Here is a 21433-nt window from a genome sequence, read left to right as displayed (position 1 = left end):
TGTATGACCTTTACGACCCATAGTTGTCAGAACATGACAGAATGGGATACAATAAACACAATTGTAGATTGCTCGTATAGATCCCCCGCGAGTCCGGCTCATACCGGACTCGCTTTTCCATTTTTAGTTGCCAAGGGAGTGAAAGTCATGAAGCTGCAAGTGATGTTAGTCGATGATGAGCAATATGTCAGAAAAGGTTTGCTCGGCTTAATAGACTGGGAGTCCTTGGGATATTGCGTCAGCCACGAAGCGGATAATGGAAAAGATGCGCTGCGAATCATCACCTCCAGGCCATCCGAAGTTGATGTTGTGATCACAGATATAAGAATGCCAGTCATGGATGGCTTGAAACTAATAGAAGAAGTGAAGCTTCGTAATCTTAGCGCTTGTAAATTTATTATTTTAAGCGGATATAATGATTTTTCGTATGCGCAATCGGCCATTCGCTTTGGCGTGAGTGATTATATTTTGAAGCCTATTGAAGAAGAGGATTTAGAAGAGACATTACGGCAGTTGGCGGTGCAAATTAAGCAAGAACGATTGCAGAAAGCGATTAGCGGGCGACTCACCCTCAAGGGCTTGTTCGAACAATTAAGTAGAGGTGAGCTGGCGGCCAAAGCGGTGATGGAGCTGGATGAACGAGTTCGCTTGTCCAAAGGAACTGTACTGCGATATGGCATTGTTGAGATGAACCGAGGTCTATCCGAGGAGAGCGACGCGACGGAGCACTTGATCAAGGATGATGTCAGCGTTGTCGCTGATGCCTTGCAGACGCTGGTTGACGTACCGAGCGATTTTGTGGTGCAGGTGCGCAATCATCAGTGTGCTTTTCTTATTAGCTCTGATGCGTTGAAGCTGTATGGTGGCAGCTATGAACGATTTGGGAGTGCGCTGCAAACCCTGCTAGCGAAAAGACTGACGGCAGGCGTGACCCTCTATTTCGGCGCAAGTGTGAAAGAGATGAAAGCGCTCAGCGAGTCTATTCAGACGGCGAATGAGCTGCTGCAGTATAAGTATGTGAAGGGGATGAAGGATGTCCTCTTCTATGAAACCGCTTCTAAGACAGCGCTGAGCTATGCGGAACCGGATGTCAGCTTATTTCATCGTATTCAGGAAGCGGTCGGTGAGCAAGAAACCGAGAAGATTAAGAGGACAATTGCGACGCTTTTTGCTGAAATTGAAGAGAAATCACTGGCTAAAGATGCGATTCGAACCATTATTAATCGCTATGTGCACAGCATTGTGGGAACTTTGCAGCAGATGCAGGGACCGACTGATCTGCTAGTTAATCTCAAGCCGATGCTAAACTGGGATGCTCAACCGCTTTCTTTTAGTGAGCTTCAGCACCTGTTCGTTTCGTTCATGATCGAGAGCTCCCGTATGATGGAGCAATTGCGCGGTGAGCAAACAAAGGGCAGCATCCACAAGATTAAGAGCTACATTGAGCATCATTATCAAGAGAACATCAATCTTAAAAGCATTGCGGCTGAGTTCTATATGAATCCGGTGTATGTCGGGCAATTGTTTAAGAAGACATATGGCCAGTATTTCAATGAATTTCTGCTATCGATCCGCATTGGTGAGGCTAAGAAGCTGCTCCGTCAAACGGACTTGCGGATTTACGAAATTGCCGAAAAGGTAGGCTTTAATAACGCGGACTATTTTGTTGCGCAATTTGAGAAAATGGAGGACATGCCTCCTTCCGAATATCGCAAAAAACTACTGACCAAACAAGGCGGCCACCCCCATGAAAAAACGACGATTCCAGCTAAGTCTAAATAATGTACGTTTACGTCACAAGCTGATGATCCTTTATTTTCTGAGCGTGTTTATTCCCATTTTATTGACCAATGTCATTTTCTATCAAGTAACGACCCATAATGTTCAACGCCAAAAGACAGAAGATATATCACTTAATTTAGATAAATTGAAGGATGAGTTTCGTGCCAAGGTCGACAATGCGGTCGGCATTTCATCTGTTTTCTATACGGATGGTCTCTTGAATGATGCCCTGGAGCAAACATACGCAGAAACCATCGATTATGTACAAATGTATAACTCGCAGCTGGCGACCAACATTAATAAGTACAATTTGGTGTATAGCGAAATTAAAGGTATTCAGATGTATACCAATAATCCAACGATTATCGACTCTGGCGGCTTACACCCGCTGACGGATATTATTCGGGAATCGGAATGGTATCGGAGCCTGCAGAAGGTGCTTGCGGGAGGACAACCCTATCCGCTCGTTATGCGAAGCAATGACGATGAGAGCTCGTACAGCGGACTTAGCGTCATCCGTCAAATGAACAACTTCGTAAATGCGAACACCTATAGTAAAATACTCAAAGTTGAGATGAGTCCGGACGCGATTAAGGTGATGTTTAGCAACCAAGCGCTGCAGGGAAACCTGTATTTGCTGAACGCCGAAGGGGATATTCAGTATACGACGGACACGAAGCTGGACTGGATTCGGGGTAAAACCAATTTCCGCAGCGTTGCGATCCCTAAGGATGCCATTCAATTGGAGCGCGATTATAGCACCAACTATTTGAAGAATTGGCGTATCGTGCTCGTTTCTGATGGGCATGTTCTGGATGCGGTGCGCAAATCGAAGCAATTCGTCGTCTATTTGGCCTTACTTAACTTACTACTGCCGACACTTGTCATTGTATGGATCTCATCCTCCTTGCATACACGTCTAGTTCGCATTCTTGTTCATATGAAAAAGGTGAAAAATCAGCATTTCGATCTCATTGATGAGCCGGAAACAAAGGATGAAATCGGCCAACTGGTACGGGAATTCAACCGAATGACGGTGCAAATCAAGAGTTTAATCGATGATGTCTACATCGCAGATATTCAGAAGAAGGATCTGGAGCTGAAACAAAGGCAATCGCAGCTCCATGCCTTGCAGAGTCAGATTAACCCTCATTTTTTGTTTAATGCGTTAGAAACGATTCGTATGCGCAGCCTGATCAAACAAGAGAACGAGACGGCTAAAATTATAAAAAATATGGCCAAAATGTTTCGCCGTTCGCTGGAATGGGGCGGGGAATGGGTCACGTTCCGTGATGAGCTTGATCTGATTTTATGTTTCCTGGAAATTCAAAAGTATCGATTTGGCGATAAGCTGAGCTACCGTTTCGAGGTGGATGAGTCTGTCTATAGCTGTAAGATTCCTAAAATGACGTTGCTCCCTTTCATAGAGAACGCCAGCCTTCATGGGATTGAGCCTTTGCAAGGCCACGGTACGATCGAATTGAAAGCGACTCGCATTGGTGATCAGGTCCACTTTACGATTGCTGATACCGGCATCGGGATGCCAAAGGAGAAAGTGGATCTACTGAATGCTTATATGGCTAACGGCGAAGATGTAGGTGGACACGTCGGCATGAAGAATGCTTTTATGCGATTGAAATTGTATTATGGCAACGCCATTGATGTACAGATTAGCAGTGAGGATGGCGCCGGGACCATTGTGAAGATCACAACGCCTGTGCAACCAAGCGGGAACGATCGACCACCTATGCTTTACTAAGAAGATACTAAACTTTACTGGGTAATCAAGCTGAGGACGGTTTTATATAATGAAAGTGCTTACAAGAAAGAGTTGAGAGGGGAGTTTCACAAGAATGAAGAAGTTGAAATTAGTCACGATGGGTACATTGTTAGCGCTTTCGCTAAGCGCTTGCAGCAGCTCAAACTCAGCTGATCCTGCTACCTCCAAAACACCAAGTAGTCCTAGCGGCACTGCCGCAGCAGCAAATACGAAACCAGTCACATTTAGTTATTTCTTGTTCAATGCTGGGAAAAACATTAACACCAATGAAACACCAATCGGGAAAGAGCTAGAGAATCAAACAGGGGTTAACTTCAAGGTTGAAAACCTTGTCGGGGAATCCAAAACGAAGTCCGGAGTTATGATTGCCGGCAATGAGTTCCCGGATGTAATCCAGCCTGAGGGTGAAATTGATAAGTTCATGGATGCAGGCGCATTCATTCCGCTCGATGATCTCATTACGAAATACGGTCCGAACATTAAACGTGTGTATGGTCCTTATTTTGACAAAATGAAGCAAAAGGATGGCAAGATTTATCACCTGCCGTTCAGTGCGAATCAAGGCTTCGTTGCGAACCCGAACGTAGATCAAGGGGCATTCTGGATCCAACGCGGCATATTGAAGGAGCTTGGCTATCCGAAGCTAACGACGCTTGATGAATATTTTAACGCGATTAAAACTTATAAAGATAAACATCCGCAAGTGGATGGCAAGGACACTATTGGGTTCTCCGTCATGACATATGACACGAACTTCTTTACAATTACGAACCCTGCGTTCCATCTAGCTGGTTACCCGAATGACGGTGGACTTCTGATTGACCTGAAGACACACGAAGCGAAGAGCAATGCGATTGATGAAGCAACAACGAAGCGTTGGGTGAAGAAGCTCAATGAAGTGAATGCAGCAGGTCTATTCGATAAAGAATCTTTCACAATGAACAAAGACCAATACTTGGCGAAATTGACTTCCGGTCGCGTGCTCGGTTACTTCGCATATGACTGGCAAGTGGGCGATGCTCGTAACAACTTGGCTAAAGCTGGCGTAGATGATAAGCGTTACGTGGCGCTTCCGATCGTGTTTGACAAAGGCATTAAAGATCAATATCTAGATCCGGCTTCTTTCGTAAACAACCGTGGTATTTCTATCTCCAAGAGCGCAAAAGACCCAGTTCGTATCATTCAATACTTCGACAACATGTTGAAGGAAGATAACCAAGTCATGATGCAATGGGGTCTTAAAGGTCAGACATATGAAGTGGACGACAAAGGCAAGTTCTTCCGTACAGATGAGCAAATCGCCAAAATTAAAGATCCTAAGTTCTACGAAGATTTCGGTTTGAAGCAATTCGCATACAACTGGCCTCGTTACGGGAACTCCTCTGTTATCAAAGGTGACAATGCGTTTGATCCGAATAAACAGCCTTCCGTTGCAGAGAAGAACTACACAGATGGCGATAAAGCTCTTCTGAAAGCGTACAACGCGAAAGTATTTACAGATATGTTTAGCAAGCCGGACGATCGTCCTTGGTACCCTGCTTGGAGTATCAACAAAGGTCAAGGCACACCAGAACAAATTTTCGAGCAAAAAATGGGTGATCTTCAGAAGAAGGCTTATCCAGAAATGATTCTAGCGGCTGGATCGGACAAGTTCGAGAAAGCTTGGAGCGACTATGTAGCTCAAGCAAGCAAGCTGGATATCAAAGGCTATGAAGCTTTCATTACGAAAGTTGTGAAAGACCGTGTTGCAGGCAACTGGGCTAAATAAGTAAATACGTAACAAGGGACGTAAGGCATGAGCCCACGTGGTTGCTGCCTTGCGTCCTATCTTTATAAAGGCATTACTGGAGGAGTGAGTGATTTTCTATGGAGAGCCTTACAAAAAAATCCGTAACGAGCAAACAAACGCTATCCGGGAAATCAACGGGACTGGCCTTATTTTTTCATAAGCTAAGTAAACAAAAAGTATTGATGGCCATGTCGCTGCCTTTTCTCATTTGGTTGTTCATTTTCAAATACGTGCCGCTTTGGGGCTGGTCGATCGCATTCCAGAAGTATCGTCCTGCCAAAAAGTTCTCCGAGCAAACCTGGGTCGGATTCGACCAATTTAAATTCCTGTTCCAAGACGAAGGATTCCTTCGCGTCATGCGCAATACGCTGGCGATGAGTACGATCAATCTGGTGTTAGGCTTCGTTACAGCTGTTACGCTAGCGATTCTTCTCAATGAGCTGCGCAAAGTTATTTTCAAACGTTTTGTACAGACGATCAGTTATTTGCCCCACTTTATTTCATGGGTTGTGGCTGCAAGCATTGTTTCCGGTGCTTTGTCGACAGACGGCGGTATTGTAAATGAAATTTTGTTGAAATTACATTTGATTAGCGAGCCGATTCTATGGCTAGGTAAGGGAGAATATTTCTGGGGGATTCTTGGTGCCTCTGAAGTGTGGAAGAACGTTGGTTGGAATACCATCATTTATTTAGCTGCAATGACGACAATAGATCCAGCGCTGTATGAGTCCGCAGAAATGGACGGGGCTAATAGATTTCAACGCATTGTGCATATTACGCTGCCTGGTATTAAACCAGTTATTATCATCCTACTAATCATGAATTTAGGTCACATTCTTGAGTCTGGCTTTGAACCGCAGTATTTGCTCAAAAATGGGATGAACATAAATTATGCTGAAAATCTTGATATTTTCGTACTCAATTACGGCATTAACTTGGGTAACTTCTCATTGGCAACAGCAGCAGGCATTTTCAAGACAGTGGTTAGCTTTATCTTCTTGATCAGTGCGAATCAGATTGCCAAACGTGCCGGGGAAGCCAGATTGTTCTAGCTAGCACATTTTACAAGGAGGTATCAGCTATGGAAGCTGCGCAACATACAAGCTCGAGTCGGCGGAATACGCACATAGGTGATCGTCTGTTCGATTTTTGCAATATCCTGTTTATGCTAGGTCTCGTTGTTGTTACGCTGTATCCCTTTGTAAATACGCTTGCCGTCGCGTTGAATGATGCGAATGACGCTGTGCGTGGAGGTATTTACCTGCTTCCAAGAATGTGGACAACGGATAACTTTAAATATGTGTTTAGCGAAGCCGCCATTGTGCATGCTTTCTTCATTTCCGTGTTGCGTACGGTGATCGGTACGGTCGTTACGGTGTTCTGCTCCGCAATGGTAGCCTACACCATGTCGCGCCAGGAATATGTGCTTCGCAAGTTCATTACGGTAGCTTTTATTTTCACGATGTATTTCAGCGGCGGATTAATTCCAGGATACTTGCTCGTTCGGGATCTTGGCATGTTGGGAAGCTTCTGGGTATATATCATTCCCGGTATGATAGGGGTATTTAACTTAATTATCATCCGTTCGTTTATTGAAGGACTTCCGGATGGGATTATGGAAGCGGCTCGTATTGATGGCGCAAATGATTTCTCAATGTTCATGCGAATTGTACTTCCGCTCGTTGTTCCCGTACTGGCGACGGTTGCGCTATTTAGCGCGGTTGGTCAATGGAATTCTTGGTTCGACGTCTTCTTGTACAACTCATCGCATGAAAAGTTAAGTACACTGCAGTTTGAGTTGATGAAAATCTTACAAAATACGAACACCCAAACATCGCAAACGGCGGCGGATGTCTTCGCAAGCAGTGCGAACACAGGGGCAACTGTGGTCACCCCAACGTCGATCCGTTCCACGATGACGATTGTGGTCAGCCTCCCGATTATTATGGTGTATCCGTTCTTGCAGAAGTACTTTGTTAAAGGGATGACCGTTGGCGGAGTAAAAGGTTAGTAGATATAGCGACGAACCCCCGGCATGTCTGATGTGTTGGGGGTTTGTTTATGAGGAGGCATTTCATATGCAAAAGCAAGCGACGGGCGCATCGGCTACAGGCAGCTACCGCAATCTATTTGCGGAGTACGGGTATGCGGAGTCTGATATTCAACATAAAGTGCAGGACATGTGGAACCAATTGTTCCACGGTGATGAAGATACGAGAATCTATTACGAAGCGGGTGAAGCTGGGGCTTATTTACTGGATACAGGCAATCTAGATGTCCGCACAGAAGGTATGTCCTATGGGATGATGATAGCCGTACAGCTGGGTCATAAGGACGTGTTTGATCGCATATGGAAGTGGACGCACACGAACATGCTGATGACCGAGGGTGAGAATGCGGGATATTTTGCTTGGTCGTGCAATACCGACGGCTCCAAGCGCTCGAACGGTCCAGCACCAGATGGGGAAGAATACTTCGCCTTGTCCCTCTTCTTTGCTTCTCATCGCTGGGACGATGGTGCAGCGCCGTATAACTACAGTGAGCAGGCAAGAGACTTGCTGCGGACGTGTGTTCACAAAGGCGAAGACGGCGTCGGCCAGCCGATGTGGAATCCGAACAATAAGCTGATCAAGTTTGTTCCCAACTGCGAATACTCAGACCCATCGTATCATCTGCCGCATTTTTATGAGCTGTTTGCCGAGTGGGCCTATGAAGAGGATCGACTGTTTTGGCAAGAGGCTGCGGAGGCTAGCCGAGCCTATTTGCAGATCGCTTGCCATCCGGAGACGGGCTTGGCGCCCGAGTATGCGCATTACGACGGCACGCCGAATGACGATCGTGGCTATGGCCACTTCTTCAGCGACTCCTACCGTGTAGCTGCAAATATTGGCTTGGATGCGGCGTGGTGCGGCGGCTCCAATTGGCATGCCGACACGGTCAATCGCATTCAGGACTTTTTCGCGGATAAGACACCGGATGACTATCGTCGGTACAGAATCGACGGCACGCCTTTTGAGGAGAAAGCCCTGCACCCTGTTGGCATCATAGCTACAAATGCAATGGCTTCGCTGGCCGTGCCTGACGGTGCGTATGCCCGAGCGTGTGTGGACTTATTTTGGCAGACACCCGTTCGCACAGGTGTTAGACGGTATTATGATAATTGCTTATATGCGTTTAGCGTGCTTGCGCTGAGCGGGAATTTTAAAGTTTGGCTGCCTAAGTAAAAGGGGGAGTCGCGTTTAGTAATGACCGTCCAAATTGGGACGGTTTTTTTTGTCGTACAGCAAGGTTGCATGCACAGCATTTCGTTCACAATTCAGACACAATATTTTAATCTATTTTTCAGATTTGCTTAAGGTTGGTTTATTGTTCCAGACGTATAGTGATGATGGATAATATGAACGCATAGAAATGGGGGATCTTGGATGCTAGAGGTCAAACAAGTCAGCAAGCTGTACGAAAATGATCGCGGCGTGCATAACATCGACTTCTCGATGCAGCGCGGTGAAATCGTCGGCTTCTTAGGACCGAATGGTGCTGGCAAAACAACGACGATGCGCATGATTACAGGTTACCTGAATCCGACGCATGGTCAAATCTGGGTGGATGGTCACTCCATGGCCGACAATCCGAAAAAGGCTCGCCGCAAGATCGGCTACTTGCCGGAAACACCGCCCCTGTACCCCGAGATGACGGTACAGTCCTACCTGCGCTTCATCGCGAACCTGCGCGATGTGCCTGCGCGCGAACAAAAACTGCGTGTCGGCGAAGCCATCGACAAGCTCGGGCTGCAAGGTCGCGAGAAGCAAATCATTCGCTCCCTCTCCAAGGGATATAAGCAGCGCCTCGGACTCGCGCAAGCGATTCTACACCAACCGGATCTGCTAATTCTGGACGAGCCCACATCTGGCCTCGATCCCAAGCAGATCATCGAGATCCGCCAGCTCATCCACGAACTGGGCGAGAACCACACCGTGCTGCTGAGCACGCACATCCTGCCTGAAATTAACGCGATTTGTAACCGCGTTCTCATTATTAACCAAGGCCGCGTCGTCCTCGACGAGCGCCCAGAGCATCTCGGCCGCACGATGGGCGAGACGTTCGAGGTGTCGCTCGAGGTCAAGGGACCTCGCGAGCGGATCCTGACCGAACTGCGCAGCCTGCCATCTGTCGGCGAAGTGAAGGAAGTCGACGCGCCGGAAGCGGGCGCAGGGATACCTGCTCTTGAATCCGCGGAGTCTGGCACAGACGAAGCTCAAGCACCGGCATCCACGCCAACCGCACCAGCCGGGTCCGTGAAGCTCATTGTCACCTCCGCAGATCGCACAGAGGACATCCGCGAAGCGTTGTTCTACCACCTCGCAAGCGCGAGCTTGCCGATTCTTGCGATGAAGCGGGAAAGCCTCAGCTTGGAGGATATTTTCCTCAAGCTGACAACGGACGAGCCGGCCGACACATCCAAAGAGGAGGAGGGTGATACCGATGCGTAGAATTTGGGCCATTTGCTCCAAAGAGCTGCAAATGTATTTCTTTTCTCCAGTTGCGTATGTGGCGTTTGCCTTCTATGTGCTGTTGTCGAGCTTCTTCTTTTACATTAATTTTGTGGCCGGGCAGCCGCCGATTGTGGATGCGCGCTCCATTGTGGGCAATACCACGTTCATCTATCTGTTTATTATTCCGCTATTAACCATGCGTCTGGTAGCAGATGAGTTCCGCCAAGGGACAGATGAACTGCTCCTGACATCACCTGCGGGTATTAGCGAAATCGTGCTAGGTAAATATTTATCCGCACTGATTGTGCAAGTTGGTCTAGTAGCGATCAGCTTGGTATATCCGCTCATTATGTCGTCTTTCGGCACATTGGATATGCCTGTCACATGGTTGTCGTACTTGAGCATGTTCCTGCTGGGCTGTGCGATGATGGCGATCGGATTGTTCGCATCCAGCTTGTCGAATAACCAGATGGTTGCGGGAATCACCGGCTTCGTCATTCTGCTGTTGTTGTGGCTTCTTGATTGGGTTAGCAGCTCTATGACGGGTAAATTGAAGGACTACGTAGGTCAATTTTCATTGACCAGCCACTTGGGCAACCTGCAAAAAGGCGTCCTCCATGGCGGCGACATCCTCTTTTACATCACATTAACAGCTGTGTTCCTGGTTCTCTGTATACAAGTCCTTGAAAGAAAGCGTTGGAGGTGAGCGGAATGAATAAGTGGATACGGGGAACTAATGCGACTGTTCTATCAATCGCCGTTATCGGCATTTTCATACTTCTGACAATCTTCCTTCACTCGCTGAAAGGCTTCCAGGTCGATTTGACGAAAAACAAAAACTTCACGCTCTCCGAGCAAACAACCGCTGCACTGAAAAATCTTAACCAAGATATTCACGTGATTGCCTTCACGAACAATGGGGATGGTAATGACTTTGTAACGCGTCAAGTGACGGATATGGTGGCTGAGTATAAAAAGCAAAGCAGCAAAATTACGTACGACGAGTACGATATGCTGAAGCAGCCTTCCATGGCGAAGCAGTATGGCGTGGACCAAGGCGGAACGATTATTTTCGAAATGGGCTCCAAAAAGCAAAACATCAATTTCTATGAATTGTTCATGGGCCAACAAGATGGTTCGTACACGTTCTCAGGTGAAGAGAAGTTCACCCAAGCCATTCAAAGCCTGAGCTCCACAGAGAAGCATACGGTTTACATGCTTTCTGGTCATCAGGAGTATCCAGTATCTGCGATGAGTATTTTCAAAAGCAGCCTAGCGGCTGCTAACTACGACGTGAAAGATCTGAATCTTTACGTGGAAGGCAAAATCCCGGATGATGCGCAAATGCTCATGCTGCTTGGGCCGCAAAACGACCTGAACGATAAAGAAGCGGAGCTTATTCAGGCCTATTTGAAGGGCAAAGGAAAAATTTATATTGCGCTGGGCTTTAACAAGGATATGGCGACGAAATGGAAAAACATCGATGCGCTCATGAAAACCTACGGCGTTCAAGATCAACATGCGATCGCGATTGAAGCGAAGCAGACATCTTTGTATGACCCTTTAACGATCATTCCGGAATACGGTACACACGATATTACGAACAAATTGTCCAGTAATAATTTAATCACCATGCTCTCTCTGGCCGTTAGCTTGAATGCAGATGAAAGTGCACCGGACTTCACGAAATCCCTATTGTTAACTACGACGGATAAGGCTTACGGTGAAACGGACATTAACCTACTAGCGCAGTCCAAAACAAAGCAGGACGCAACCGATGTCAAGGGACCGCTTAACTTGGGTTACGCCATCTCAGACAAAGATAACAAGCCGAAAGCTGTTATTTTAGGCGGCTCTACGTTTGTGTTGGACCAAGATATTCAAAATCAAGGGAATAAGGACTTTGCGCTGAACAGTATAGGCTGGCTGCAAGAACAGAAGGATCAAATTACGATCCGCCCACGTCAAGGGGATGCGTTCCAACAGGCGATGATTACACCTAGCCAAGCGAATACCATTTTCCTCATTACGATTGTGTTCTTACCGCTCTTGTTCCTCGTCATTGGCGGCTTGATTTGGTGGAGGAGGAGAAGAGGATGAAACGGTTTATTCCCACGATTCTGTTAGTCGTCATTTGCATCGGTGGTTTCTGGTACGCGTCGAGCAAGGACTTCTTCCAAGAGAAGAAAGATGAACCGAAGTCGCTTCTAGTCCTGAAGCAAGAAGAGGTGCAGTCCATCTCGCTAGCCTCAGAGGGCGGTTTGACAGCACTTAACCGCACGGCCAATGGCTGGGATATGCAAAAGCCGCAAGCGGCGCCAACGAATGCGAACCAAGTCGACGCTTGGCTCGATGCTTTAGGTCTGGTGACGTCGACTAAGCTGGTGGAGGAGCAAGCCTCCAATCTAGTCGAATACGGCTTGGATAAGCCAGTTGGCACCTATGAAGTTACACTGAAGGACGGTTCGAAGAAAGGCTTGCTCGTCGGGACAGCGCTGCCGATCGAAGGCTTCTCCTACGTACAGGTAGCAGGTTCTCCGGCTGTGTATCAAGTCAGCGATCAGTCCTTGACCTCACTGAACAAAGCGCCGGTTGACTTCGCGGATACAAGCCCGATTCAACTCGAGAACGACAAGGTACAAAGTGTCAAGTTGACATGGAAGGGCCAGTCATGGACACTTTCCAAAACAGATAAAGATAAAGTTGCTGCGGACGCGAACTGGAAGCTGGGGGACAAAGAGTTGAGGGGCGCGGATGCAAGTCCGCTGCTGGATCAGCTGATCTTCTTGCATGCTAGCGAACTCCCGCAAGCGGCAGCTGGGACGCCGACAACAGGCGGAGAGCTTAAATTGGAGATTGTATTAACGGTTGATGGTAAAGATGTTACCGATGTCTATGAAGGTAAATTGAGCGGAGAACAAGTTTGGCTGGCTAAGCAGGGTGGGCAGTGGGCCTACGCGCTGGCAGCCGAAGATATTCAGCAATTAGCAGATGCTTATGCGGGTAAACCCGCTCAGCCTGCTTCGTAAGTAGAAACTGCTTCCTACAGGGATTCTCCTGTGGTGAAGCAGTTTTTTTGTTAAAACGACATAAAACGGCATTTTTTGGGAAAAATAAAAGAGAGGAAAGGAGGTCACATGCACATGTACAGCACACAAGATAACCAAGTTATTTCAGGTAAAGAGCTTTCGTATCTGTCCGATACGTTCAAGAATGAAGAATTGTTAGCGAAGCTTTGTGTACAAGGCGCGGTGAACAGCCAAAGTCAGTCCTTGAAGCAAACGTTGTCTCACCTATCTCAGGAACGCTTGCAAAATATGAGTATCCTGATCAATACCCTGCAGCAGCAATCTGGCATGACCCACTAATTCGAACCAACAAGGAGGTGCAAGACATATGTATCAGCAAAATACGCAACAACAGCAGCAAGTGGATTTAGAAGATTTGGATTTTGCCAATTTCGTCTTGTCTGAATTGAAGCGCAGTGCGCGTGAATATACAACAGCAGCTTTGGAAGCTGCAAACCCTGGCATTCGACAAACCTTCGAAACCTTATTGCAAAAAACGTTGGATGATCAAGCGCTTGTTTTTCAAGAAATCCAGAAGCTAGGCGGATATCCCATTCAACAGGCTGAGCAGCAGATGATTGGGCAAGAACTGCAGAAGCAGAGTCAGACGGCGATTCAGGTACAATCCATCGTCCAACAGTATATAAGCAGATCCGCTTCGGCAAGCTTCACGCAGGAAGATCGTAGCTCTGTGAACGCGACACAGCCGCAGTTGCAGTCGCAACAAGATCAGCAGTCCCAGTACCAGCAAAGGCAGCCGTACAGTCAGCAACAGGCGCAACAAAGTGGGCAGCAGAATCAAGTTGCGGCCCAGCACCAAGCGCCAACACCGGCATTCCAGCCTGTTAATTATGCCAGTCAATATCCGAATGCTGTATACAACAATCAACAAGGCCGGGGCCAAGGATATACACCAAGTCAGACACAACAGCAATCCTCCTATCATCAGACCCAAACACGGGGCTACCAAGACCAAAGCCATGAGCAGGCTAGCTATGGACGTGGGCCTCAAGGGTATGCGGCTTCTTCCAACCATACAAATGAGCACACAGGGATGACGGGGGCTGGTAGATCTTCGCAAGCACGCATTGTTTCGCGAACACAGCCTGGCATGCAATCTGCGAATTCCGAAGGCAACTCCTATACGAATAGATCGCAAGAAGGTAATAAGTATAACTTCTAAACAAATGTAACCCCATTTTAAATCGTTCAGAGACATCCTGATCTTCATGAGGCAGGGTGTCTTTTTACGTTTCCCTCTAATTTGTCCCACTATTTTTGTAATTCAGGAATGAGTACGGCTTGGCACACATATATAAGGAACATAGGATGTCCAAACTTAGGGAAGAGGGAGCTTACGCTGATGAAAAAAACATGGGTATACGGTGCGGCTACGCTAGTGGTATTGGGAGCATTAACAACAGCATGCGGTTCCAAAGATGAAATTATCCCGTCCGTGGCTACAGGGGCGAAGGATGCAGGCACTGTGACAACGACTCAAGTGAAGACAGAAACAGGAACGGGCACAAAAACGACAGCGACGACTGCCAAGCCTGCGATTGATGCCAGCTACAAGGTTGATGGGAAGAACGTCACGATCACGTACCAAACGTCCAATTTCAAATTATCAGAAGAAGCTATGAATAAAGCCAATGTACAGGGAGAAGGGCATCTCCACCTGTATGTAGACGGTAAGCAGAAAGCGATGATCGGCAAGACAGGCCCATTAACGCTCACGAATTTAACAACAGGCGCCCATGAAATTAAGCTTGAGCTTCAGCAAAATGACCACAAAGAAATCAACGTTGAGAAAATTCTCAATATCGTCGTGAAATAACGAACATTTGTGCGTATTATAGCGCAAATCAAGCATCCAAGAAGATCAGGCAACGACAAGTGCATATTCCTCTAAAAGACGGGCGATTAGCCCGTCTTTTGTCATTTGACACACCCCTATGCGTAGCATAGACTGTTGTTAGTATGGCAGAACTGCCGCCTAATCGGAGGGAAACAATTGATCGTCGATATACGTAAGTGGAAGCATGTATTTAAGCTAGACCCAGACCGGGACATCTCAGATGAGGCGCTGGATCGGCTCTGTTTATCTGGCACAGATGCGATTCTCGTAGGAGGCTCTTCAGGGGTCACATTCGATAACACCGTGGATCTATTATCACGAATTCGTCAATACGAGGTTCCCTGTGCGTTGGAGATTTCCAATCAGGAAGCGATCGTGCCGGGGTTTGACCTCTTTTTAATCCCTGTTGTGCTGAATGCCGATGATCCGAAATGGATCGTGGGACAGCATCACGAGGCGCTTAAGGAATACGGCGCTTTGCTGAATTGGGATGAGATCGTAGCTGAAGGCTACATTATATTGAATAAAGATGCGACGGCAGCTCAGCTGACCTCAGCGCGAACTTACTTGGATGCCAGGGACGTAGCAGCTTATGCGCGTATGGCGGACAAGCTTTTTCACATGTCGATTGTGTATCTGGAATACAGCGGCACCTTTGGCGACATGGAGCTCGTCCGTCGGACGCGGCAGGTGCTCGAGAATGCACGTTTAATCTATGGCGGCGGGATCGATTCGCTAGAGAAAGCCCAACAAGCAGCAGAAGCAGCAGACACCATTGTGGTCGGCAACATTATATATAGTGACTTGGAGCAGGCGCTTCAGACCGTGAATGTGAACTTTGATAGAAATGGAAGGTAACCCTAACGTGAATGAAACTGTCAATATTTTAGAAGCAGTCAAAAAGTTGAACCCCCAGCAGCGCAAAGCTGTAGAAGCCGTGGATGGCCCTCTATTAATTATGGCTGGAGCGGGAAGCGGCAAGACGCGTGTGCTCACGCATCGGATTGCTTACCTCATTGGTACGCGTAAAGCGGCGCCGTGGAACATTTTAGCCCTTACTTTTACGAACAAAGCAGCCCGTGAAATGCAAGATCGTGTGGGTAAGCTGGTGGGTGGCAGTGGAAGCGACATTTGGGTATCCACGTTTCACTCCATGTGTGTGCGCATGCTGCGCAAAGACATCGACCGGATTGGCTTTTCCTCGAACTTTACGATTCTGGATTCAGGAGATCAACTGTCGGTTATTAAATCCTGCTGCAAAGAGCTTAACATTGATACGAAGAAATATGAGCCGAAAACATTCCAAGCAGCCATCTCCACAGCGAAAAACGAACTTATCTCTCCTAAACAATTTGAAGACAAAATCGGTGACTACTTTGATGGTTTGACCTCGAAAATTTATACCCTGTATCAAAAGAAGCTAAGAGCTAATAACTCTCTCGATTTCGATGATTTGATTATGGCGACGATTCAGTTATTTAAAGAAGTGCCAGAGGTTCTGGAGTTTTATCAAAACAAATTTCAATATATTCATGTCGATGAGTATCAAGATACGAACAGAGCGCAGTATATGCTGTGTCAGATGATCGCGTCCAAACATAAACGCATTTGTGTTGTCGGGGATAGCGACCAGTCCATCTACCGTTGGCGTGGAGCGGATATTAGCAATATCCTCAATTTCGAACAGGATTACCCGGATGCAACGGCGATTCTCTTGGAGCAGAACTATCGCTCGACCTCGAATATTTTGCAGGCAGCCAATAAGGTCATTGCCAACAATACAGGCCGTAAACCGAAGAATTTGTGGACGGATAAAGAGGGCGGCTTCCCTATTAAGCTGTACCAAGCTGATTCCGAGTATGATGAGGGCTACTTCGTTACGAATGAAATCAATAAGAATAAGTCCAATGGTAAAAGATTCGGCGATCACGCTATCCTCTACCGTACGAATGCCCAGTCACGGGTTATCGAGGAAATTCTCATTAAATCTGATATTGCCTACACCATCGTCGGCGGGGTCAAGTTCTATGATCGTAAAGAGATTAAAGATATTTTGGGCTACCTCCGTCTGATCTCTAACCCGAATGATGATATCTCCTTGAATCGGATTGTGAACGTGCCGAAGCGGGGCATTGGGGATACCACGATGGACAAAGTAGCGGATATGGCAGCTCGCAGAGGGCTTTCGCTTTTTGCGATGTTGGAGGAAGTCGATTCCCTCGAGATCAACACGAAGGCAAAGCATGCCCTCGCAGATTTCCGCGAAATGGTGGATAACCTGAATCGCATGGTGGACTACTTGTCCGTAACCGAGCTGACTGAGAAAATCCTAGAAATGTCCCAGTACCGCGTAGAGATGCAGCGTGAGAACACGATTGAGTCCAAGGCTCGTCTCGAAAATATTGAAGAGTTCTTGTCCGTAACCATGGACTTCGAGAAGCGCAATGAGGATAAATCCCTCATTTCCTTCCTGACAGATCTTGCGTTGATCGCGGATATCGACACGTTGGATAAAGACAAGCCCGAAGAAGAACAGGACGCTGTCGTCCTCATGACGATGCACAGTGCCAAAGGACTTGAGTTCCCGGTTGTCTTCATCATCGGGATGGAAGAAGGCGTCTTCCCGCACAGCCGTGCGTTCGCCGACAACGAAGAGCTTGAAGAGGAGCGCCGTTTAGCCTATGTCGGCATCACGCGCGCTGAGCAAGAGCTGTTCCTCACGTGCGCCCGCATGCGCACGCTCTTCGGCCGTTCCGCCGCGAACGCGCCGTCGCGATTCCTGCAGGAGATTCCGAAGGAACTCCTGGAAACCGTCTCCGCTGGCGGCGCAAGCGGCGGGTTCTCCCGAGGCGGCCGTTCCGTCGGAGGCTCCTCGTGGGGCAGCGGCAGCGCCGCTGCATCGAGCCGCGGTGGTACGTCCACCGGCTCGTCTGCCTGGGGCACACCGTCCTCCTTCGGGGGACGGCCTAGCACTGGCCCTGCCACTGGCGCTAACGCCGGCGCGGCTGCGCCAAACCCTGCGGCCGCGCCGAGACCGGCTGCGTTCCGGGCTCCGCAGCCTGCCGCAGGCGGCACGACGGACTACAAAGCCAGCGACCGCGTGTCGCATGGCAAGTGGGGCGTCGGCACCGTCGTGTCCGTGAAGGGCTCGGGTGATGACACCGAGCTGCAAATTGCTTTCCCGGCGCCTGTTGGCTTGAAGCGCCTGCTCGCGAAGTTCGCTCCAATCACGAAAGTGTAGGAGCGCTCTGTCTTTTTCACCCTTGCCCTGTTTGCACCTATTCCCATTGAGAGAGGAAGAGTCCGCCATGACCGACAAACTCGCGGTAATGAAAACCCTCATCCAAGAAATTAACAAGCATAACCACAATTACTATACGTTGGATCAACCCACGATTTCGGACGCAGAGTGGGATGCACTTTATGATAAATTGTCTAAGCTGGAGGAGGAGACAGGGGTTACCCTGCCTGCTTCCCCTACCCATCGGGTCGGCGGGGACATCCTCAAAGGTTTTGAACCGCACCGTCATTTAGCACGTCTTTGGAGCTTGGATAAGGCTCAAAACGCGGATGATTTGGCAGCCTGGCACACGCGTGTACTCAAGCTAATCACTGATTACAACAGCAAGAACCCTGAAACACCTCTGCCAGACCCTACATATGTGGTAGAACTTAAGTTTGATGGGCTTACCCTAAACCTTACATATGAGCAAGGTCAGCTCGTACAAGCCTCCACCCGTGGAAACGGGACAGTTGGCGAGGGCATTTTAGCTCAAGTCAAAACGATTAAATCGATCCCGCTGGAAATTCCATACGATCAAGGCACGATTGAAGTGCAAGGCGAAGGCGTCATGTTCCTGTCTGTCCTTGAAGCCTACAATCAGACGGCCGCAGAGCCGCTCAAAAACGCGCGAAATGCCGCAGCAGGTGCCCTGCGCAATCAGAATCCTAAACTAACCGCAGAGCGTAAGCTGAACGCTTTCTTCTATAATGTGGGCTACAGCAGTGACCTCCAATTTGAAAATCATGCCGATATGGTTCAGTTTCTGCGCGACAATCTGTTCAAAGTGAGCAACCGCACACGGTACTTCTCCACGATCGAAGAAGTGAGTGGTGAATTGGAACGCATCGCAGAAGAGCGCTCCAGCTTCGACTTCCTCATTGATGGAAGCGTCGTGAAGCTGACGGATATGCGCACGAGGGAAGTATTCGGCTATACGGAGAAATTCCCGCGTTGGGCGATTGCCTACAAGTTCGAAGCCGAAGAAGCGACGACAACGCTGCAAAGTGTTTCTTGGGAAGTCGGCCGCACGGGTAAAATCACACCTTTAGCCCGCGTAGAAGCCGTTGATCTCGCAGGCGTGACGGTGCAGAACTGCACGCTCAACAACGTCGGTGACATTGAGCGCAAAAACCTCAAACACGCCCTCGGCAGCCTCGTCTATATCCGCCGTTCGAATGACGTCATTCCAGAGATTCTCGGTAAGGTAACCGAGGAGAATGACGGCGAGGAAATCGTGGCACCGACGCATTGCCCGTCATGTGGCAGTGAGCTGGAGATGCGTGGCGCGCATCTTTTCTGTCTCAACCGTCTCGGCTGCAGTCCGCAGCTCGTCGGACGGATGGCGCATTTTGCTTCGCGCGATGCGATGGACATTGAATTTTTCAGCGAGATGACCGCTTCACAGCTACATCAAGAGCTGGATGTCCGCGATCCTGCGGATCTGTACACCTTGCAATTCGACGATCTCGTCAAGCTCGATCGCTTCGGCGAGAAAAAGGCGCGCAATCTCCTCGGCGCCCTCGATAAGAGCAAGTCCCGCGATCTGGCGTCTTTCCTGTATGCACTTGGTATCCCGAACTCGGGCAAAACCACAACGAAAGTGCTGGCCGATCACTATCGCAGCCTTTCGCGCATTATGGAAGCAACCACGGAGGAGCTCATTACGCTTCCAGACGTGGGCGGCATCGTAGCGGAGAGCATTCATTCGTTCTTCCGCGACCCCGTGATGGTGTCCAGCATTGAGCGGATGCTTGCAGCAGGCGTGAATCCCGTAGCAGAAGAAGCACCAGTGATCGTTGCGAGTGAAGATAACCCGTTCTTTGGCAAAACGATCGTCCTTACAGGAACACTTTCCTCCATGGGGCGGGATGAATGCGCCAAAAAGCTCGAAGCCCGTGGAGCTAAGATTACCGGCAGCGTCTCCAAAAAAACCGACATCGTCATCGCCGGCGAAAGTGCAGGCAGTAAGCTGACCAAGGCGCAGGATTTGGGCATCCGCATTATTGATGACGAACAAGAGCTATTGCAGTTGCTAGGTGAAGATTAAACTTATATGAAGTGAGGTGACAGCCGCCATGCCGGAAATCCTACATATTGTCAACGGAGATGTTTTCGGAGATAAGCTTCGTACCTCTGGTATCGATGGTGAGATTTTGGTGTGGCGTGAGTCGCTCTATGAAGGACCTATCGGCATGCAAATGTCGGATAGCGACCTTTTATCTATGCGAGCTTCCTATATGAATCATCGGTACGGCATTCCCGTGGATACCTTCAAGCGCCAAACGTTGGCGCAGGAAACGACGCTCAATACCCTTTCGAACGACGTAGGCGAGGTTGTCCTGTGGTTCGAGCATGATTTATATGATCAATTGATGCTGTCTTATTTGCTTTCAAGAATAGCTGAATTACCTCATCGTTCCTTCCAACTATCGTTGATATGTATCGATCGCTTCCCTGGCATTGACCCATTCTATGGTCTAGGGCAGTTAACCGTGGAACAAATCCTTCAACTGCATGGTACTTGGTTGCCTGTTACTGAAGGTCAGTTGCGCCTTGGCAGTAAAGTATGGACGGCCTATGCGGCTTCTGAGCCTTTGTCTATGGCTGCTTTATTAGAAGAAGACCTTTCGGCTCTCCCCTTTCTTAAAAAGGCCTTAGCGGCCCATACAGCTCGTTTTCCTTCTATGCAAAATGGCTTGTCCGCCATTCAGCAGGTGACACTTGAGCTGTTAGTGGACGATGAAGTTTCTATCCTGTCCTTATTTCAAAAGGTTTCCGAGCAAGCCAGCCACTATGGCTTAGGTGATTTGCAGTTCTGGGGCATCCTAGATGGCCTGTGGCATTGCAACAATCCTTTAATCCAAGTGCTTGGTGGATATAACCTCCCGAGGTACGGTGAAGCATGGCCGCAGCAATTTGAAAAATTCAGAGTAAAGTTAACAGAAATGGGTAAACTTATTCTTGCCTGTGAACAAGATCAAATCTGTCTGAATGGGATCGATGAATGGATCGGTGGCGTTCACTTGGTAGGTATGCAGGATATTTGGCGCCGAAATGCTGTGCCAATAGGGTTTTTCAAGCGGTAAGATATTATTTTTAAAAAGGTGCTTGCATTTCGTTTTGAAACCTGATAATATATGTTCTTGTCACCGCAAGAGCGATGCATTAACGCTTTAAACGGTAACGCAATAAAGCTCTTTGAAAACTGAACAAATGAATGAAGCATATCAGCAAATAAGTCACGCGAGTGACTACAATTGAGATTGCAAAATCTCGCTAGCATCAAAATGAGCAAGTCATCTTTCTATTATGGAGAGTTTGATCCTGGCTCAGGACGAACGCTGGCGGCGTGCCTAATACATGCAAGTCGAGCGGGTTTA

At 48.2% G+C, this 21433-nt stretch carries 17 protein-coding genes and 1 rRNA gene; all 18 read left to right on the top strand.

The window, feature by feature from the left end:
* Positions 1 to 147 precede the first annotated feature (147 nt).
* Positions 148 to 1782: a response regulator transcription factor gene (locus tag AC58UX_RS27490; RefSeq protein ID WP_497258707.1), complete on the top strand. Its 1635-nt coding sequence runs from the start codon at positions 148 to 150 to the stop codon at positions 1780 to 1782.
* Positions 1748 to 3541: a sensor histidine kinase gene (locus AC58UX_RS27485; protein ID WP_497258705.1), complete on the top strand. Its 1794-nt coding sequence runs from the start codon at positions 1748 to 1750 to the stop codon at positions 3539 to 3541. Before AC58UX_RS27490 ends, AC58UX_RS27485 begins: the two co-directional genes overlap by 35 nt.
* Before the next feature lie 94 nt (positions 3542 to 3635).
* Positions 3636 to 5330: an ABC transporter substrate-binding protein gene (locus tag AC58UX_RS27480; RefSeq protein WP_497258703.1), complete on the top strand. Its 1695-nt coding sequence runs from the start codon at positions 3636 to 3638 to the stop codon at positions 5328 to 5330.
* A gap of 98 nt (positions 5331 to 5428) precedes the next feature.
* Positions 5429 to 6403 (top strand): ABC transporter permease, encoded by a 975-nt coding sequence (locus AC58UX_RS27475; protein ID WP_497258701.1) that lies wholly within the window; start codon positions 5429 to 5431, stop codon positions 6401 to 6403.
* Between the two features lie 29 nt (positions 6404 to 6432).
* Positions 6433 to 7362, top strand: a complete 930-nt coding sequence (locus tag AC58UX_RS27470) for a carbohydrate ABC transporter permease (RefSeq protein WP_497258699.1) — start codon at positions 6433 to 6435, stop codon at positions 7360 to 7362.
* Between the two features lie 67 nt (positions 7363 to 7429).
* On the top strand, positions 7430 to 8575 hold the full coding sequence (locus AC58UX_RS27465) for a family 8 glycosyl hydrolase (RefSeq protein WP_497258697.1): 1146 nt from the start codon (positions 7430 to 7432) through the stop codon (positions 8573 to 8575).
* A gap of 201 nt (positions 8576 to 8776) precedes the next feature.
* The gene (locus AC58UX_RS27460; protein WP_497258695.1) at positions 8777 to 9841 is read left to right on the top strand and encodes an ABC transporter ATP-binding protein; all 1065 of its coding nucleotides are present in this window, start codon (positions 8777 to 8779) and stop codon (positions 9839 to 9841) included.
* Complete coding sequence (locus tag AC58UX_RS27455) at positions 9834 to 10550, top strand: ABC transporter permease subunit (RefSeq protein WP_497258693.1); 717 nt, start codon at positions 9834 to 9836, stop codon at positions 10548 to 10550. Before AC58UX_RS27460 ends, AC58UX_RS27455 begins: the two co-directional genes overlap by 8 nt.
* A gap of 5 nt (positions 10551 to 10555) precedes the next feature.
* Positions 10556 to 11944: a GldG family protein gene (locus AC58UX_RS27450; protein ID WP_497258691.1), complete on the top strand. Its 1389-nt coding sequence runs from the start codon at positions 10556 to 10558 to the stop codon at positions 11942 to 11944.
* Positions 11941 to 12873, top strand: a complete 933-nt coding sequence (locus tag AC58UX_RS27445; protein ID WP_497258689.1) for a DUF4340 domain-containing protein — start codon at positions 11941 to 11943, stop codon at positions 12871 to 12873. The genes AC58UX_RS27450 and AC58UX_RS27445 overlap by 4 nt, the downstream gene beginning before the upstream one ends.
* Before the next feature lie 114 nt (positions 12874 to 12987).
* Complete coding sequence (locus AC58UX_RS27440; RefSeq protein WP_497258687.1) at positions 12988 to 13212, top strand: hypothetical protein; 225 nt, start codon at positions 12988 to 12990, stop codon at positions 13210 to 13212.
* Between the two features lie 28 nt (positions 13213 to 13240).
* Positions 13241 to 14095 carry a spore coat protein gene (locus AC58UX_RS27435; protein WP_497258685.1) on the top strand — a complete coding sequence of 285 codons (855 nt, stop codon included), beginning with the start codon at positions 13241 to 13243 and terminating at the stop codon, positions 14093 to 14095.
* A gap of 180 nt (positions 14096 to 14275) precedes the next feature.
* Positions 14276 to 14749, top strand: a complete 474-nt coding sequence (locus AC58UX_RS27430) for a hypothetical protein (RefSeq protein WP_497258683.1) — start codon at positions 14276 to 14278, stop codon at positions 14747 to 14749.
* 177 nt (positions 14750 to 14926) lie between these two features.
* The gene (pcrB, locus tag AC58UX_RS27425; protein ID WP_497258681.1) at positions 14927 to 15628 is read left to right on the top strand and encodes a heptaprenylglyceryl phosphate synthase; all 702 of its coding nucleotides are present in this window, start codon (positions 14927 to 14929) and stop codon (positions 15626 to 15628) included.
* Positions 15618 to 18011 carry a DNA helicase PcrA gene (gene pcrA, locus AC58UX_RS27420; RefSeq protein ID WP_497258679.1) on the top strand — a complete coding sequence of 798 codons (2394 nt, stop codon included), beginning with the start codon at positions 15618 to 15620 and terminating at the stop codon, positions 18009 to 18011. Before pcrB ends, pcrA begins: the two co-directional genes overlap by 11 nt.
* 67 nt (positions 18012 to 18078) lie before the next feature.
* Positions 18079 to 20100, top strand: a complete 2022-nt coding sequence (ligA, locus tag AC58UX_RS27415) for an NAD-dependent DNA ligase LigA (RefSeq protein WP_497258677.1) — start codon at positions 18079 to 18081, stop codon at positions 20098 to 20100.
* Between the two features lie 28 nt (positions 20101 to 20128).
* Positions 20129 to 21139, top strand: coding sequence for a DUF1835 domain-containing protein (locus AC58UX_RS27410; protein ID WP_497258675.1), 1011 nt, complete (start codon positions 20129 to 20131; stop codon positions 21137 to 21139).
* A 220-nt stretch (positions 21140 to 21359) separates the two neighbouring features.
* A 16S ribosomal RNA gene (locus tag AC58UX_RS27405) occupies positions 21360 to 21433 on the top strand; the annotation flags it as partial.

The organism is Paenibacillus sp. J22P90 (assembly GCF_059692195.1).
This window is presented reverse-complemented; position numbering and strand designations above follow the sequence as displayed.